Source organism: Nonomuraea recticatena, from assembly GCF_039533245.1.
In the GTDB taxonomy this organism is placed as follows: domain Bacteria; phylum Actinomycetota; class Actinomycetes; order Streptosporangiales; family Streptosporangiaceae; genus Nonomuraea; species Nonomuraea roseola.
This window is the reverse complement of the sequence record NZ_BAAATE010000005.1, coordinates 373361-387569: the sequence shown is the minus strand read 5'-3', so window position 1 is coordinate 387569 and position 14209 is coordinate 373361. Positions and strand designations below refer to the sequence as shown.

The 14209-nt window shown below is 69.8% G+C and carries 18 protein-coding genes; 7 read left to right on the top strand and 11 right to left on the bottom strand.

The window, feature by feature from the left end:
• Window positions 1–81: 81 nt before the first annotated feature.
• Window positions 82–1842, top strand: a complete 1761-nt coding sequence (locus tag ABFX50_RS13435) for a carboxyl transferase domain-containing protein (protein WP_346146298.1) — start codon at window positions 82–84, stop codon at window positions 1840–1842.
• A gap of 10 nt (window positions 1843–1852) precedes the next feature.
• Here the strand turns inward: ABFX50_RS13435 and ABFX50_RS13430 are convergent, their stop codons facing one another.
• A complete protein-coding gene (locus tag ABFX50_RS13430; protein ID WP_346146296.1) occupies window positions 1853–2497 on the bottom strand; it encodes a histidine phosphatase family protein in 645 nt (214 codons plus the stop codon).
• Window positions 2498–2544: 47 nt separating this feature from the next.
• Window positions 2545–3780: a PEP/pyruvate-binding domain-containing protein gene (locus ABFX50_RS13425; protein WP_346146294.1), complete on the bottom strand. Its 1236-nt coding sequence runs from the start codon at window positions 3778–3780 to the stop codon at window positions 2545–2547.
• A gap of 60 nt (window positions 3781–3840) precedes the next feature.
• Here ABFX50_RS13425 and ABFX50_RS13420 point away from each other — a divergent pair, with 60 nt between their 5' ends.
• The 3 genes from ABFX50_RS13420 to ABFX50_RS13410 all read left to right on the top strand — a co-directional run bounded on the left by ABFX50_RS13420 (window position 3841) and on the right by ABFX50_RS13410 (window position 5356).
• Window positions 3841–4236: a DNA-binding protein gene (locus ABFX50_RS13420; protein WP_346146292.1), complete on the top strand. Its 396-nt coding sequence runs from the start codon at window positions 3841–3843 to the stop codon at window positions 4234–4236.
• Complete coding sequence (locus ABFX50_RS13415) at window positions 4233–4868, top strand: transcriptional regulator (protein ID WP_346146290.1); 636 nt, start codon at window positions 4233–4235, stop codon at window positions 4866–4868. The genes ABFX50_RS13420 and ABFX50_RS13415 overlap by 4 nt, the downstream gene beginning before the upstream one ends.
• Before the next feature lie 149 nt (window positions 4869–5017).
• Window positions 5018–5356, top strand: a complete 339-nt coding sequence (locus tag ABFX50_RS13410; RefSeq protein WP_346146288.1) for a hypothetical protein — start codon at window positions 5018–5020, stop codon at window positions 5354–5356.
• A 4-nt stretch (window positions 5357–5360) separates the two neighbouring features.
• On the opposite strand, the gene ABFX50_RS13405 is transcribed toward ABFX50_RS13410, so the two are convergent.
• The 3 genes from ABFX50_RS13405 to ABFX50_RS13395 form a co-directional block, all read right to left on the bottom strand.
• A complete protein-coding gene (locus tag ABFX50_RS13405; RefSeq protein WP_183652395.1) occupies window positions 5361–6179 on the bottom strand; it encodes an SDR family oxidoreductase in 819 nt (272 codons plus the stop codon).
• A gap of 43 nt (window positions 6180–6222) precedes the next feature.
• The gene (locus ABFX50_RS13400; protein ID WP_346146286.1) at window positions 6223–6462 is read right to left on the bottom strand and encodes a hypothetical protein; all 240 of its coding nucleotides are present in this window, start codon (window positions 6460–6462) and stop codon (window positions 6223–6225) included.
• A 315-nt stretch (window positions 6463–6777) separates the two neighbouring features.
• Entirely contained in the window at window positions 6778–7338 is a 561-nt protein-coding gene (locus ABFX50_RS13395) for a dihydrofolate reductase family protein (RefSeq protein WP_346146284.1), read from the bottom strand.
• Window positions 7339–7612: 274 nt separating this feature from the next.
• On the opposite strand from ABFX50_RS13395, the gene ABFX50_RS13390 reads away from it, so the two are divergent.
• Together ABFX50_RS13390 and ABFX50_RS13385 are read left to right on the top strand one after the other, a co-directional pair.
• Window positions 7613–8329: a TetR/AcrR family transcriptional regulator gene (locus ABFX50_RS13390; protein ID WP_346146282.1), complete on the top strand. Its 717-nt coding sequence runs from the start codon at window positions 7613–7615 to the stop codon at window positions 8327–8329.
• 59 nt (window positions 8330–8388) lie between these two features.
• Window positions 8389–8820, top strand: a complete 432-nt coding sequence (locus ABFX50_RS13385; protein ID WP_346146280.1) for a nuclear transport factor 2 family protein — start codon at window positions 8389–8391, stop codon at window positions 8818–8820.
• Window positions 8821–8823: 3 nt separating this feature from the next.
• Here ABFX50_RS13385 and ABFX50_RS13380 read toward each other — a convergent pair whose 3' ends face one another.
• The gene (locus ABFX50_RS13380; RefSeq protein WP_346146278.1) at window positions 8824–9210 is read right to left on the bottom strand and encodes a DUF6578 domain-containing protein; all 387 of its coding nucleotides are present in this window, start codon (window positions 9208–9210) and stop codon (window positions 8824–8826) included.
• 104 nt (window positions 9211–9314) lie between these two features.
• Here ABFX50_RS13380 and ABFX50_RS13375 point away from each other — a divergent pair, with 104 nt between their 5' ends.
• On the top strand, window positions 9315–9569 hold the full coding sequence (locus tag ABFX50_RS13375) for a transposase (protein WP_346146277.1): 255 nt from the start codon (window positions 9315–9317) through the stop codon (window positions 9567–9569).
• A 40-nt stretch (window positions 9570–9609) separates the two neighbouring features.
• On the opposite strand, the gene ABFX50_RS13370 is transcribed toward ABFX50_RS13375, so the two are convergent.
• From ABFX50_RS13370 to ABFX50_RS13350, 5 genes are all read right to left on the bottom strand, one after another.
• A complete protein-coding gene (locus ABFX50_RS13370) occupies window positions 9610–11178 on the bottom strand; it encodes a GMC oxidoreductase (RefSeq protein WP_346146275.1) in 1569 nt (522 codons plus the stop codon).
• 105 nt (window positions 11179–11283) lie between these two features.
• Window positions 11284–11796, bottom strand: coding sequence for a carboxymuconolactone decarboxylase family protein (locus ABFX50_RS13365; RefSeq protein WP_346146273.1), 513 nt, complete (start codon window positions 11794–11796; stop codon window positions 11284–11286).
• A complete protein-coding gene (locus ABFX50_RS13360) occupies window positions 11793–12872 on the bottom strand; it encodes an NAD(P)H-dependent amine dehydrogenase family protein (protein ID WP_346146271.1) in 1080 nt (359 codons plus the stop codon). The genes ABFX50_RS13365 and ABFX50_RS13360 overlap by 4 nt, the downstream gene beginning before the upstream one ends.
• Before the next feature lie 230 nt (window positions 12873–13102).
• A complete protein-coding gene (locus ABFX50_RS13355; RefSeq protein WP_346146269.1) occupies window positions 13103–13513 on the bottom strand; it encodes a hypothetical protein in 411 nt (136 codons plus the stop codon).
• A 51-nt stretch (window positions 13514–13564) separates the two neighbouring features.
• Entirely contained in the window at window positions 13565–14164 is a 600-nt protein-coding gene (locus tag ABFX50_RS13350; protein ID WP_346146267.1) for a dihydrofolate reductase family protein, read from the bottom strand.
• Between the last annotated feature and the right edge of the window lie 45 nt (window positions 14165–14209).

The following is a 14209-nucleotide window of genomic DNA, read 5'->3' as shown; positions in this document are numbered from 1 at the left end:
GGCGGTCATCGGATGTCGCGACGTGCCGCCTAGGAGGCGGGCCACCAGAAAATCGCGATCATGACGTGACATGCTATCAACATGTCGGTGCTCTCCCCCCTCAGGGGCACGGTCGTCAGCGTCGAGGTCGCCCAGGGTGACCTGGTACGGCAGGGCGCCCCGATCGCGATCGTCGAGTCCATGAAGATGGAGCACGTCGTCGAGGCGCCGCAGGCCGGCATCGTCGGACGGGTGGCCGTCGGCCCCGGTGACACGGTCGCCGAGGGCGCGCTGCTCGTCCACCTCGACCCGGTCCCCGCCGCCGCCGAGGTCGTCTCCGAGGCCGCCGAGATCGATCTGGAGAGCGTCAGGCCCGACCTCGCCTCGGTGATGGAGCGGCACGCGAAGGGTCTCGACCAGGCCAGGCCCGAGGCGGTCCGCAGACGTCACGCGAGCGGGCACCGTACGGCGAGGGAGAACATCGACGACCTGTGCGACAGCTTCGTGGAGTACGGCCCGCTCGCCATCGCCGCGCAGCGGCAGCGCCGTACCCTCGAGGACCTGATCGAGCGCACCCCCGCCGACGGCCTGGTCTGCGGCCTCGGCGAGATCGACGGTGTGCGGTGCGTGGTGATGTCCTACGACTACACCGTGCTCGCGGGGACCCAGGGCTACCAGAACCATCGCAAGACCGACAGGATGCTCGACCTCGCCCACCGGCGGCGGCTGCCCGTCGTGCTGTTCGCCGAGGGCGGCGGCGGGCGTCCTGGCGACACCGACACCAGCGTCGTCTCCGGTCTCGACGTGATGAGCTTCCACGCCATGGGACGGCTCAGCGGGCGGGTCCCGCTGGTGGGCATCGCCTCAGGGCGCTGCTTCGCGGGCAACGCCGCCCTGCTCGGCTGCTGCGACGTCATCATCGCCACCCGCAACTCGACCATCGGCATGGGAGGGCCCGCCATGATCGAGGGCGGCGGGCTCGGCGTCCACGCTCCCGAGGAGATCGGCCCCATCAAGGTGCAGACCGCCAACGGCGTGGTGGACCTGCCCGTCGAGGACGAGGCGGAGGCGGTGGCCGTCGCCAGGCGGTACCTGTCGTACTTCCACGGGCCCGCGGGAGAGTGGGCCTGCGCCGACCAGCGGCTGCTGCGGCACGTCGTCCCCGAGAACAGGGTGCGGCCCTACGACGTGCGCCAGGCCGTCGAGACCCTCGCCGACACCGGCTCCGTTCTCGAGCTGCGGCGCGCCTACGGCGCGGGGATCGTCACCGCGCTCGTCAGGATCGAGGGCAGGCCGATGGGCCTGATCGCCAACAACCCCGCCCACCTGGGCGGCGCCATCGACCGCGACGCCGCCGAGAAGATGGCCCGCTTCCTGCGCCTGTGCGACGCCCACGCCCTGCCCGTCGTCTCGCTCTGCGACACACCGGGCTTCATGGTCGGTCCCGAGGCCGAGCGGACCGCGACGGTCAGGCACTTCAGCCACCTGTTCGTCGTCGGCGCGAACCTCTCCGTGCCGCTGGTGACCGTCGTGCTGCGCAAGGGGTACGGCCTCGGCGCGCAGGCCATGGCGGGAGGCAGCTTCAAGGCGTCGATGGCCACGGTGGCCTGGCCGACGGGCGAGATCGGCGGCATGGGCCTGGAGGGCGCGGTACGGCTGGGCTACCGCAAGGAGCTGGAGGCGGCCGAGGATCCTGACGCGCTGTTCGAGCAGATGGTCGCGGCCGCCTACGAGCACGGCAAGGCCGTCAACGCGGCCTCGGTCTTCGAGCTCGACGACGTCATCGACCCCGCCGACACCCGCCGGTGGATCACCGCCGCGCTGCCTGCCGAGGTGCGGCGCGGGGGGCGGCCATGGATCTGAAGAAGCCGCCTCACGGCCTCATGCCTTCGGGGAATCCGGTCCATCGCAGGTCGGGCGGGAGGTGGCTCATGTCGTTGAACATCACGATCGTGGGCGGCAGGCCGTCGCGGTACTCGATGACCGTCAGTGCGGTGTTGGCGCTGTTCAGTCCGAGCCACCGCGACGGCGGCGCGTCCAGTGCGTGCCGTACCAGCCACGCGATCTGGTAGGCGTGCGTCACCAGGACCTCGTGTGTGTCGCGCCGGGTCTCTTCCACGGTCGTGCCGGGGGCCTTCGCGAACCGGGCGACCAGGGCCTCGGCGAGCCGTCGGCCCGAGGCCGCCTCGGCCTCGTCGTAGCCGTCGAAGAAGCCGGCCCAGGACGGGGGTGTCTCGGCCGGGCCGGGAACGTAGGGCACGTGGTCGACGAGTTCGGCGGCCTCGGTCACGGGCACGTTCGGCAGATGCCGGGCGAGCTCGTGCGCGCTCGCCACCGCGCGTGGCAGCGGAGAGTGCCACACGGCGTCGACAGGTACGTCGGCGAGCCGTTCGCCCAGCAGGCTCGCCTGCCGGTGCCCGATGCCGGTGAGCTCCCCGAACGCGTCGGCCGCGCCGTGGCGTGCCAGGTAGAGGTGTCGTGTTGCCACTATCAGGTAGGGGCGCGGCGTGTGCCCCATCTCCTTTCGATCCGTGGGCGTGGGTTTCGGCTCGCGGTCCGCAAGAATCACGCGTTTGTCGCCGTGACGGTGCCGGTGGTGCCGTCGACGGTGATGATGCTGTCGTCGTGGAGCCTGCTCGTCGCGTTCGGAACGCCGAGGACGGCGGGGATGGCGTGCTCGCGCGCGACGATCGCCGCGTGGGAGAGCACGCCTCCGGTTTCGGTGACGACGCCGGCGGCGATGCGCAGCAGCGGCGTCCAGGCGGGGTCGGTGAAGGGGCAGACGAGGATGTCGCCAGGCCGCACGCGGGCGAAGTCGCCAGGACCGCGGACGATCCTCGCGGTGCCGGTCACGCTCCCACGGCTGCCCGGGGTGCCGGTGAGTGTGGCGGCCGGGGTGTCCGAGGCGACGGAAGGCGATGCCGGTGGCGGGGGTGCGGCGGTGACCGGCCGGGCCTGCAGGACCCAGACGCGGCCGTCGACGATCGCCCACTCGACATCCTGCGGCCCTCCGAGTACGGCAGCGATCTCCGCGCCCAGCCTGGCCAGCTGCGTGGCGGTCGCGTCGTCGATCGCCGGTCGATTCCGGGTACGGGTGGGCACGTCGCTGATGACGAGCCGCGTGCCACGCCGGTCGAGGCGGGTCCGTTTGTCTGCGACGGTGCGCGCGACCGACCCGTCCTTGGCGACGCGGTAGGCGTCAGGGGTGACCTTGCCCTCGACGACGCTGGGGCCGAGGCCCCAGGACGCCTCGATCCCGGTGGCGTCGTTCGGGTCCGCGGGTGTGAACATGACCCCGGATACCTCGGCATCCAGATGGCGTTGGACGATGACGGCCATCGCGGGATCGTCGGACTGCTGGTCGTCGCGGAAGGCGTCCCGGTAGCCGATGGCGCGGGGAGAGAACAGCGAGGCCCAGCAGGCACATACGGCGGCGGCGACCTCGCTGACGCCGTGCACGGCGAGAAAGCTCTCGTGCTGGCCGGCCGCCGACGCCAGGCAGGTGTCCTCGTTCGCCGCCGATGATCGCACCGCCACGGGCGGATCGCCGAGCTCGCCGAGCGCGCGTCCCAGCGCATCGAGCACGGTGGCGTGGAGCGGGCGGGCCTCGATCGCCCGCCGCGCCGCGTCAGGATCGCCGGCGAACCGTCCCAGGTCCAGGTCGCGGACGGCGGCGAGGTAAGCGGCGAACGAGACGACGAAACCGTCGGGAACCGGCAGACCCGCGCGGAGCAACGCGCCGAGGGCGCCGGCCTTGCCGCCGCAGGTATCGACGACGGCCTCCGTGAGGGGTACGAACATCCATTTTCCCCCTTCAACGGATGATTGACAATAATTCGTTGATTCTGCATCATGAGTTGCATGTCACGCAAGCAGGACATCGCTCACGCCGCGCAGACTGATCACGCCCAGGCCTTCCGTGAGCAGGACGCGCGCGAGCGTCTTCTGAGCCTGGGCGCGGCCGCGCTGGACGCCCGCCCGTGGCGACCCTCGCCCGTCCCGCCGTCGGCGGTCGACCTCGCGCAGTTCGCCGTCTGGCGCTCCGCCGACCTGGGCCCTGAGGACATCCTGAGCGCGCTCGCCCTCCTGCCCGCCGCACGCGCCGAGGTCGAAGGACTCGAGGCCGCCCTGCTGTTCACGGCCCGTAGCGCGGGGCTCACCTGGGCACAGATGGCACACGCGATGGGGTTCAACTCGCCGCAGGCGTGCCAGCAGCGCTACATGCGCCTGGCGGCACGACAGGACGACGACTCGTGACCCAGGACTCTTCGCTCGACCTTCTGGTCCTGCACGCCGTGCGCGTCACCGGGTTCGCGGACACCCCGCTGATCGCTCGTCGGTACGGACTCGATGTGGCCACGACGCACGAGGTGCTGGGCGACGCCGAGGCGCGTGGCTGGGTCGAGCACACCGCCTTCGCCGGCACCGGAGGCTGGTCGTTGACCGGGCCCGGCCGGGTGGAGAACGAGCGCCGGCTCGGGGCCGAGCTCGCGCGCGTCGGCGGTGCCGACGAGGTCCGTGACGTCTACCGCGAGTTCCTCCCGCTGAACGCCCTCCTGCTACGAGCCTGCACCGACTGGCAACTCCGGCCCACCGCCGGCGATCGGCTCGCCGTCAACGACCACTCCGATCCCGTCTGGGACGGCCGAGTCCTCCACGAGCTCGCCGGCATCGACCGCGCACTCACGCCACTCGCGGACCGGCTCGGGAACGTCCTCACCCGGTTCCGTGGATACGACACACGATTCGCCACAGCCCTGGGGCGCGCCCTGGCCGGGGAGGGCGCCTGGGTCGACCGCACCGACGTCGACTCCTGCCATCGTGTCTGGTTCGAGCTCCACGAGGACCTCATCGCCACGCTCGGCCTCGACCGGCACGCGGCACCCTGACCCCCACGCTCCGCCGTCGCACCAAGGGCACGGACATTCGTGGAGGATCGGCCCGATAGCGGGTCTATCGGCCTTGGCCGTGAAGGTTGATGGCGGTCAGGGCCGTAGGTCTCCGCGGTTTCGTCGGAGCGTGACCTTATGGTGACGCTATGAACACACGACGCGCAGCGTGTGCGGAGCTGATCGTCTTCACCGACGACGAGCTGGCTCGGTTGGACACGCTCCCCGACCCCGCACACGAGCTCGAACCAGCGGCGGTATGCGAGCTGGAGGCCGGTCACGAAGGGCCGCACCTCGCACTGGGGCAGACCTCAGGCTTCGACCACGAGTGGTGGATCCGCTTTCGCGATGACATCCGCGAGTTCGTCACACCGAAGCCGTGCCCCGCCGAGACATCCGATCCGCAGTTCCCTCGCGAGTCATGGAGATGCGGGTTGCCCCAGGACCACCCTGGCGCCCACACCTTCGAGCTCAGCGCGGGCGTGTGAAGGCTCAGCCCTTACGCCACTCGTCCGAGGTCAGGGCCCCTGCCGCCTGCGGGCCCATGAGCGACAGGCCGCCGTCCACGAACAGCGAAGCCCCGGTGATGTAGGAGGAGGCCTGGTCGGCCAGGAACGCGACGGCGGCGGCCACCTCCCTGGCGTCGCCCGGCCTGTCGACGGGATAGCCTGGCCTGCTGCCGGGCTGTGGCGGCTCGTCCTCCTGACCCGTCATCGGGGTGGCGATCTCGCCAGGCGCGATGGTGTTCACCGTGATGCCGTACGGCGCCAGCTCCAGTGCCAGCACCCTGCTGAGCATCCGCAGCCCGCCCTTGGCCGCGCAGTAAGGGCCGGCCCCGACCCTCGGATACTCCTCGTGCACGCTGGTGACGTTGATGATCCTGCCGCCACGACCTGCGGCCACCATGCGGCGGGCCGCGCGCTGCGCGCACAGGAAGGCGCCGTCCAGGTCGACGGCCAGGACCGAGCGCCATCGGGCGTAGTCGGTCTCCAGCAGTGGCTCGGAGGTGCCCGTGCCCGCGTTGTTGACCAGCACGCCGAGCCCGCCGAGTTCGTCCGCCAGCTCCTCGACCACGGCCGCGGCCCGCTCGGGGTCGGTGAGGTCGTGCCCGCGCACGGCCGCGCGCCTTCCTCTGTCGCGGACCAGGCGCTCGGTCTCCCGCGCGCCGTCCAGGTCGGCATGGAAGGTGATCCCGACGTCGAACCCGCGCTCGGCCAGCGCCACCGCGCTCGCCTGCCCGATGCCCGAGTCGGCCCCCGTGATGATCGCCTTGCGCTCGTAGCCCGAGCGGGAGATCGGCGCTTCGCTCATGACGGCGACCTCCCCCAGGTGGAGGCGCCCAAACGGGCGCGCCTCACCAGTGCAGGACACCCTCGCGCGGACGGCCGTCCGATCTGTCGGCCCTGATGCGCTCCGCCAGCTCGTGGAGGTTGCGGGACAGCCGGTCGGTATACAGGTCGAGGGCTCGCCAGTACACCGTCGGCTGCTGCTCGAGCAGTCGCATCCGGTCCTGCGGGTCCATCTGCGCGAACCGCTCGGCCACCTCGTCAGTCGGGGCCACCATGAGCGACCAGTAGAAGGGGAACTCGGGCACGACGCACCTCCGGCGTACACCAGACACCTCTGTCGATACCTGGCCGCTGCCCTCATGCGTCGCGGACGAACCTGCTCTCGCGGGACGGCTCGGCCGTTCATGGCGGCCCTGCCGTACCCGCCTGCGGCCCTAACCTGGAGCGGTGTCACCACAGCTGATCGTCCTGCGGGGGAACTCCGGCTCGGGCAAGACCAGCAGGTCATCGGCCAGGACAGTTCGCTGGAGGAGACGGTGCGCCTGATGCTGTCCCGCACGCGGCTGGGAGAGGCGCCCGCGACCTCCTGACGATTCCCCGCCGCGAGCCGAGGGCCGCGTTCAGGAGCGCTTCGGCTCGAAGTGCAGCGCGGTGATCCCGCAGTCGAACGGGCGCGCGGTGACGAGGCGAAGCCGCTGGTAGGCGCCGGCGGGGAACACCGGCATGCCGGCGCCGATCGCGGTCGGGTTGACGAACAGGTGGAGTTCGTCGAGCAGGCCCTTGGTGATCAGGTCCGAGACGAGCGTGCCGCCGCCGTAGGTGATGATGTCCCCGCCCGGCTGGGCCTTGAGCTTGTTCACGGTCTCGGCGAGGTCGCCGCCGGCGACGACGGCGTTGTCCCAGGGCGACTCGGTCAGGCTGTTGGAGATCACGACCTTGGGCGTGTTGTTCATCCAGTCGATGGACTCCTGGGTCTCGCCCTCGGGCTGGGCCGCCCACGTCGGGATGAACCCCTCGGCGAGGTGGCGGCCCAGCACGATGCAGTCGACCGGCTCGGTGAGCGCGTCGATGTAGGCGCTGATGTCGTCGGTCCACGGGAACGTCATCCAGTCCATCTCGCCGTTCGGGCCGGCCATGTAGCCGTCGACGGTGGTCTGGACCTGGAGCTTGAACGTGCGCATGGGGTGCTTCCTTCTCAAAGTGTCGCGGCTGTCGTTGTGTGCCTTCAGCTTGCCGGGGCCCGCTTACGGCGTGTTTAAGGCTTCCCTACGGCTTGGCTCAAGCTGTCGCCGGCATGTGCAGGACGCTCCAGTCGCTGACGTGCAGGTTGATGAAGATCTTGGTGGCCATCTCGGCACTCCTGTTTCTCAAGGACACTTAGTATCCATCGGACACAAGATGTACGCTAGACACATCGGGGCCAGGTTGACAACCCCGAAATCCGAAGGAGGACGGATGGCGAGCGACGAAGACGGCGCGTTCGGATTGCTCTGGAGCCAGGAGGAGCGGTCGGCCAGGAAGGCGCGCCCCGCGCTCAGTCTCGAACTGATCGCCCGCTCGGCCATCGACATCGCCGACGCCGAGGGCATCCCCGCGGTGTCCATGCAGCGCGTCGCCGGCGACCTGGGCTTCACCAAGATGTCGCTCTACCGCTATGTGGCCAACAAGGCCGAGCTCATGGCCGTGATGATCGACACGGCTGTCGGCGAGCCACCCAGGCTGGACCGCGTGCCCGGTGGCTGGCGGCCCAAGATGGAGGAGTTCATCAGGCTGCTGGCCGAGACGTGGGAGCGCCACCCATGGCTGCCGTCGGTGACGGTGGGCAACCGGGTGATGGGGCCCAACGAGATCGGCTGGATCGACGCGGCGGTCAGCGCGTTCTCGGGCACGTGCCTGACAGGGGGCGAGCGGATGGCCACGGCGTTCCTGCTGTTCGCGCATGTCCGCAACACCCAGTCCACGGCTTCTGCGGGCACCCAGCCGTGGACCACCGAGGGCAGCGTGGCCGTGACCATCGGCGAGCTCGTGGCCACCCATGGCGAGCGCTTCCCCGACCTCACCCGCGCCATGGCCGAGACCGGCGACCTCCTTGACGACAACGGGCGCAGGTTCGGTCTCGACCGCATCTTCGACGGCATCGCCGGGCTGATCGCGCAACGGGAGCTTCCCTGATCGAGTCCGAGGTCCGATCGCCGCCAGCGCTGCCTCCGGCGTACCGGTGACACTGGGCCATGAGCACGACAGAGCAGCAGGCCGACGCCTGGGCGGTCATGGAGAGGTTCTACGCGGCCGAGGCCGCGTACGTCGCGGCGGGCGGCTTCGGCAAGTCCAGCTACGACGAGGTGGCCAGGTACCTCGATCCCGAGGTCGTCCTGTACCAGGCTCCAGGGCTGCCTTTCACGGGAACGGGGGTCTGGCGAGGTCGTGACGGCATGGAGCGGTTCCTGGCCAGGTTCAGCGAGGTGTGGGAGTCGATGGACTTCCTCGAGCAGGAACACTGGGGCGACGCCGACACCGTCGTGGTGCGCAGCGTGGTGCGCTTCCGCTCCCGCGCCACAGGCGAGGAGGTCGACTCCCTGATCCTGCAGCTGATCAGGGTGAGGAACGGGCGCATGCTGGAGTGCCGCCCGTTCTACTGGGACCCCGCCGCCACCTGGATCTAGCGGTCAGGACCGTTCGACCGTGGACAGTCGCACCAGATAGCCGGAGAACCTCTTGTCGCCCTGGTCCTTCTCCCAGCCGTCAGCGCGCTCCACCGGCGTGAGCACACCCGAGCCCCGGACGGGATACAGGCCTGGAAGGTCTTCGCCCGGTTTCGGGGCGTAGGCGCAGCGGACGGCGCTGATCGCTCTCACCACGGCCTCGGTGGCCGGGGTGTCAGGGGGGAACAGATCATGATGGTCTTCGGCCCTGTCGACCTGGACCGGGCCCAGGACCGTGGCCAGCCAGTCGAGATCGGGCGGGCCCAGCTTCCACGAGACCCGCGCTCCCAGGCTGAACGGGTCGCCGCAGCACTGCATCTGCCAGTCATCGACCCATACGACCAGATCCATACGGCCAGTCTGCCCCATGGCGAACGCCCTGGCCGCTTCCCCTGACCAGGGCGCCCTTCTGTCCAGAATAAGGGCATATGTCCGAATCGCATATGCTCGCGGACATGACGCGCTGGCTCTCTCCTGATGGGATCGAGGTCGAGCACATCGTCAGGGACGAACGCCCCTGCCTCCGCGTGTCCCACCGCGTCAACGGCAGGCGCTACCACGTCGCCGACTGCTGGAGCCCTGAGCAGGTCGCCCTGCACGTGGACCTGGCCAGCCTCGTCGAGGTCGTGGACCTGCAGCAGATCAGAGCGAAGCGCCGCCCGCGAGGCGATCAGGCCGTCACCGGCGCGAGCGGCGGACGACAGGCCTGAGCGCTCGTCGAGGACTCCTTGCCGGTGGCGGCGGGGGCGCCTACAGGTCGGTGGCGATGATCTTCTCGATGTTCCGCTCGGCGAGCGCGGTGATGGTGACGAACGGGTTCACGCTCGTGTTGCCGGGGATGAGTGAGCCGTCGATGACGTACAGGCCGGGGTAGGCGGTGAGGCGGCCGTAGTTGTCGGTCGCCTTGTTCAGCACCGCGCCGCCGAGCGGGTGGTACGTGAGGTGGTCGCCCCAGACCTTGTAGACGCCGAAGAGGTCGGTCCTGTAGATCGTCCCCTCCTTGGCGTTGATCTTGTCGAAGATCGTCTTCGCCATGTCGATGGACGGCTGCTTCCACGCCGTCTGCCAGTTCAGGTCGACCTGGCCCGTCGCGGCGTTCCACGAGAACTGCGCGCGGTGGGGGTTCTTGGTGATCGACAGGTAGAACGAGGCGTAGGTCTCGATCCCGGTGGGCAGCGGCGCGACCTCGGCGAACGCGCCGCCTGCCGCCCAGTTGTCGATGCCTGAGCAGGGGATGGTCGACTGGAGCTTGCCTGTCGGGTCCCACAGGTGGTTGGCGCGGCCGCACATGACGTTCCCGTTGTCGCCCCAGCCCTTGCCGACCTCGTCGTTCAGGTGGGGCAGCGCGCCGGTCGCCTTCAGCTTGACCAGCAGTTTGCTGGTGCCGACGCTTCCCGCGGCGAAGAACACCCTGTCCGCGATCACGGTCTTGGTGGCCGTGGTGTCGCCGTCGGTGTTGAGCTGGTCGATGACGACCGTGTAGCCGCCACCTGCCGCGGGAGCGACCGAGGTGACCCTGTGCAGCGGCGAGATGGTGACCTTGCCGGTGGCCCTGGCCTGGGCGATGTAGGTCTTCTGCAGCGACTTCTTGCCGTGGTTGTTGCCGTAGAGGATCTCGCCGGCCAGCGCCGACTTGGTGACGGTCCCCGCGGCCTCCTGCTTCATGTAGTCCCAGTCGTAGACGTCGGGCACGAAGACGAAAGGGAACCCGGAGCGCTGGGCGTGCTTCCGCCCGACCCTGGAGTACTGGTAGTAGGGGGTGGAGTCGAACCAGGCCGGGTCGATGGTGCCGACCCCGAGCCCGGCGTTGGCGCGCGGGTAGTAGACGTTGTACATCTCGTCGGCGTTCACCGACGGGAGGACGGCGGCGAAGTTCTCGCGCTTGGGAGTGACCGCCATGCCTCCGTTGACCAGCGAGCCGCCGCCGACGCCGCGCCCCTGGTAGACGGTGATGCCGCTGAAGTCCTCCGCGTCCAGGATCCCGGTGTAGCGGGAGATGTTCCTGTCGATCGGGAAGCCGAGGAAGTAGTTGAGCGGGGCCTTGGTCCTGGTGCGCAGCCAGTAGGAGCGGTGGTCGGGCTCGAGCGTGCTGCAGAAGATCTTGCCGTCGGGGCCGGGGGTGTCCCAGGCCATGCCCATCTCGATCATGTGCACGTCGACGCCCGCCTGGGCGAGGCGTAGAGCGGCGACGGAGCCGCCGTAGCCGGTGCCGATCACCAGGGCGGGGACGCGGGCCCCCGAGGCGATCGGAGCAGCCGAGCGGACGGCCGAAGCCTGGGCCGAGGGCGTGCGACCCGCGAGGGCCGCGACACCCAGCATGGAGCCGGTTCCTGCGATGAATCCACGGCGCGAGATGCCTAAGGTCTTGTCGCTCACGTGATGGGCCTCACTCTCGACGAAACGAGAACACGTTCTCCATATGGGTCACAGCGCGTCCGCCCGCCTGGCCGAGGGGGACGAACCGCTGGGCAGCCTGCACACGGTGTCGAGGCCCAGCACATGGTTGAGCCGGCCGAACGCCAGCCAGGAACCGATGCTCATGCTCAGCTCCACGATCTCGAGCTGGCTGTAGTGCGCGGTCATCCGCGTCCAGAACTCCTCGTCGAGGCCATGGTGGTCGAGGGCGTACCGCTCGGCGTACTCGGCGGCCAGTCTGGTGCGCTCGTCGAAGGCGTCGGTGGTGCGCCACTCTGTCACCGCGTCGGCGAAGCCCTCCTCGACCTTCTGCCCGTCGCGCTCGGTGCGCCAGTCGAGGCAGAAGACGCACCCGTTGATCTGCGCGATCCGCAGCCGCGCGGCCTCGAACTCGCGGAGGCCGAGGGTCGTGTGGGCGTACACCGCCATCGAGAACTTCGAGGCGGCGATCCCGATGCCGGGGACCATCTCGCCCCACACGTACTCGATCGCGTCCCTGCCCTCGGGGATGTCGATGTTCACGGCTGTCTCCTCCCGAGCTTGCCGACCGCGGGGCGCAGCGGGACGTCGAGCGCGTCGTAGAGCCCCGGCTCCGCGTCCGCGAGCCAGTCGATGGCGCTGACGAGCCGGCCCACCGCGGTGGCGTTCCCTCCCGCGGAACGGTTGCCGTCCTCGTCGGTGGCCTCGACCGTGACCTCGATGCGCGGACGGCCCTCGATGATCACCCGGTGCGCCCCCTCGCCGTCGGGCGGTGTCGGCCAGTCCGGTGCGCAGGACGCGTGGATGCGGGTGACGTGCTCGATGACGATGCGGGGTTCGCCCTCGACGATGCCCTGCACCTCGAACCGCACCGCGCCCTGGGTGCCCGCCTCGAACTCGCCCATCGTCCTGGTGCTCACCGTGGAGTCGAGCGGCCGCCGGTCCAGGGTCTCCCTGATCTCGTCGAGCTCGACGCCGAGCGCCCTGGCCATCAGCCGTACCTGCCCGCCCCACACCATGGTCGGGACGGCGGGGGCGAGCATCGGCGGCTCGTAGTCCATCGGCTGGCCCATGCCGACCAGGTACCTGACAGAGTCCTGCTGGTCGTAGGTGGAGTAGTCGAAGATCTCCTGACAGCGGATCACGTCGACGGTGGTGGCGAGCCCGCTGATCAGCAGCGGCAGCACGTCGTTGCCCCATCCGGGATCGACGCCTGAGACGAACAGCGAGCCGCCGCCGTCCTTGATGGCCTCCAGCACGGGCTCCCGCAGCTCCGGCGGGGCGTTGCGCTGGTCGTAGAGCGCGTACAGCGACGGGGTGACGACCACGGCCCCGGCTCGGATCGCCCTGATGATGTCGGCGAGTGCCTCGTCGGGACGGATGTCGCCGGACGCCGCGTACACGACGGCGCGTGGGCCGGCGGCCAGCACGGCGTCGATGTCGTCGGTCGCCGCCACTCCCAGGTGGTGGCCGAGCCCGCCGAGCTCGCCCGCGTCACGGCCGACCTTGCCGGGGTTGTGGACGAGCACGGCCGCGAGCTTCAGCGTCGGATGGGCCTCGACGGCGCGGATGGCCGCGCGGCCGACGTTGCCGGTACCCCAGACAACCGTGGACATCATGGGCGGAGCGTAGCAAGCGCTTGGTTTGGTGTACAGGGCCCTCCGCGCAATGATCCAGGCAAGGCGAAAGCCCAGTTGGAACCGGTCTTCCCGACCGGGCAGGGGCGGCGGGATCCACCCCTGCCATCGCTGGGCGTCAAAGGGCCGATCACCTGAAGTCGGTGGCGTGCGGTGCGGTCGCCGCGCCGATCACGTGACGTGGGTGGCGTGCGGCGCGGTCGCCGCACGGATCACCTTCGCCGCGTCTCGCCGGCCGGCAGTCGTAGCCGCCGCCGAACCCGCTGAACGCGTTCGGCGTTCCTCTCGTGGTCATCGATGCCCAGGCGCGCCCTTCGCCGCAGACGGTCCTGGACGGTCGCCCCGAGTGTCGCGTCGCGCCACTTCTTCCACGTCTTCGGCCGCCTGCTCTCAAGACGCCGCACGGCCGACTCTTCTACCGCCTCATCGACGGCGCCGGTGATCGCATCGAGCGTCTGGCTCACATGCCGCCTGTTGGCCCGATGAGGGGCGCTCTTGTTCCTGCGGATGGACGTGCGGGAGCTCTTGTCGTTCTCGCCGTAGTCGTTCCGACGATCCTTCGTATAGCTCAGCAGCTTCTTCTCCTGCGGACTTCTTCGCCTGCCGATCGTCTTCACCGCCATCGTTCGCCCCTTGATCCAAAGGTAGCGAAGCGTCATCGATCCATGGCTCCTCTACCGGATCACCCGGTACGTCAGATGGGTGACGAGGCTGGTGCCCGAGGGGTCGCCGAGGGGCTCGAGGGTGATGTCCCCGACGTTGTCGAACAGCCGCTCGCCTCTGCCGAGGATCACGGGCGCGACGTGCAGGCGCAGCTCGTCGATGAGCCCTGCCGCCAGGTACTGGTTCACCGTCTCGGCGCCGCCGGCGATGGCGACGTCGCGATCGCCGGCGGCCTCGCGCGCCCGGGCCATCGCCGCCTCGATCCCGTCGGTGACGAAGGTGAACGTCGTGCCACCCTTCATCGTCACCTGCTCACGAGGGTGGTGGGTGAGGACAAAGACCGGCGCGTGGTACGGCGGCTCGTCACCCCACCAGCCGTTCCAGTCCAGGTCCCACGCGCCGCGGCTGGGGCCGAACATGTTGCGGCCCATGATGAAGGCTCCTGCCGCGGTGATGTCCTCGATCACCGCGGCGTGCCGCTCGGGCTCGTCGAACATCCACCGGTGCAGGCGCTCGCCCACGCCCTCACCCATCGGCTTCTCCAGACTCTGGTGCGGTCCTGCCACGAAGCCGTCGAGGGACATCCCCATGTCACAGGTGACCTTGCTCATCTCGCTACCTCCTGCGTTCCCCGGCGCCCGTCCGGCGCCGCTGTC

Coding starts and splice junctions, on each gene's coding strand:
- ABFX50_RS13435 (WP_346146298.1), top strand. CDS start 82: ATGTCGGTGCTCTCCCCCCTCAGGGGCACGGTCGTCAGCGTCGAGGTC.
- ABFX50_RS13430 (WP_346146296.1), bottom strand. CDS start 2,497: ATGGGGCACACGCCGCGCCCCTACCTGATAGTGGCAACACGACACCTC.
- ABFX50_RS13425 (WP_346146294.1), bottom strand. CDS start 3,780: ATGTTCGTACCCCTCACGGAGGCCGTCGTCGATACCTGCGGCGGCAAG.
- ABFX50_RS13420 (WP_346146292.1), top strand. CDS start 3,841: ATGTCACGCAAGCAGGACATCGCTCACGCCGCGCAGACTGATCACGCC.
- ABFX50_RS13410 (WP_346146288.1), top strand. CDS start 5,018: ATGAACACACGACGCGCAGCGTGTGCGGAGCTGATCGTCTTCACCGAC.
- ABFX50_RS13405 (WP_183652395.1), bottom strand. CDS start 6,179: ATGAGCGAAGCGCCGATCTCCCGCTCGGGCTACGAGCGCAAGGCGATC.
- ABFX50_RS13395 (WP_346146284.1), bottom strand. CDS start 7,338: ATGCGCACGTTCAAGCTCCAGGTCCAGACCACCGTCGACGGCTACATG.
- ABFX50_RS13390 (WP_346146282.1), top strand. CDS start 7,613: ATGGCGAGCGACGAAGACGGCGCGTTCGGATTGCTCTGGAGCCAGGAG.
- ABFX50_RS13385 (WP_346146280.1), top strand. CDS start 8,389: ATGAGCACGACAGAGCAGCAGGCCGACGCCTGGGCGGTCATGGAGAGG.
- ABFX50_RS13380 (WP_346146278.1), bottom strand. CDS start 9,210: ATGGATCTGGTCGTATGGGTCGATGACTGGCAGATGCAGTGCTGCGGC.
- ABFX50_RS13375 (WP_346146277.1), top strand. CDS start 9,315: ATGACGCGCTGGCTCTCTCCTGATGGGATCGAGGTCGAGCACATCGTC.
- ABFX50_RS13370 (WP_346146275.1), bottom strand. CDS start 11,178: ATGCTGGGTGTCGCGGCCCTCGCGGGTCGCACGCCCTCGGCCCAGGCT.
- ABFX50_RS13360 (WP_346146271.1), bottom strand. CDS start 12,872: ATGATGTCCACGGTTGTCTGGGGTACCGGCAACGTCGGCCGCGCGGCC.
- ABFX50_RS13355 (WP_346146269.1), bottom strand. CDS start 13,513: ATGGCGGTGAAGACGATCGGCAGGCGAAGAAGTCCGCAGGAGAAGAAG.
- ABFX50_RS13350 (WP_346146267.1), bottom strand. CDS start 14,164: ATGAGCAAGGTCACCTGTGACATGGGGATGTCCCTCGACGGCTTCGTG.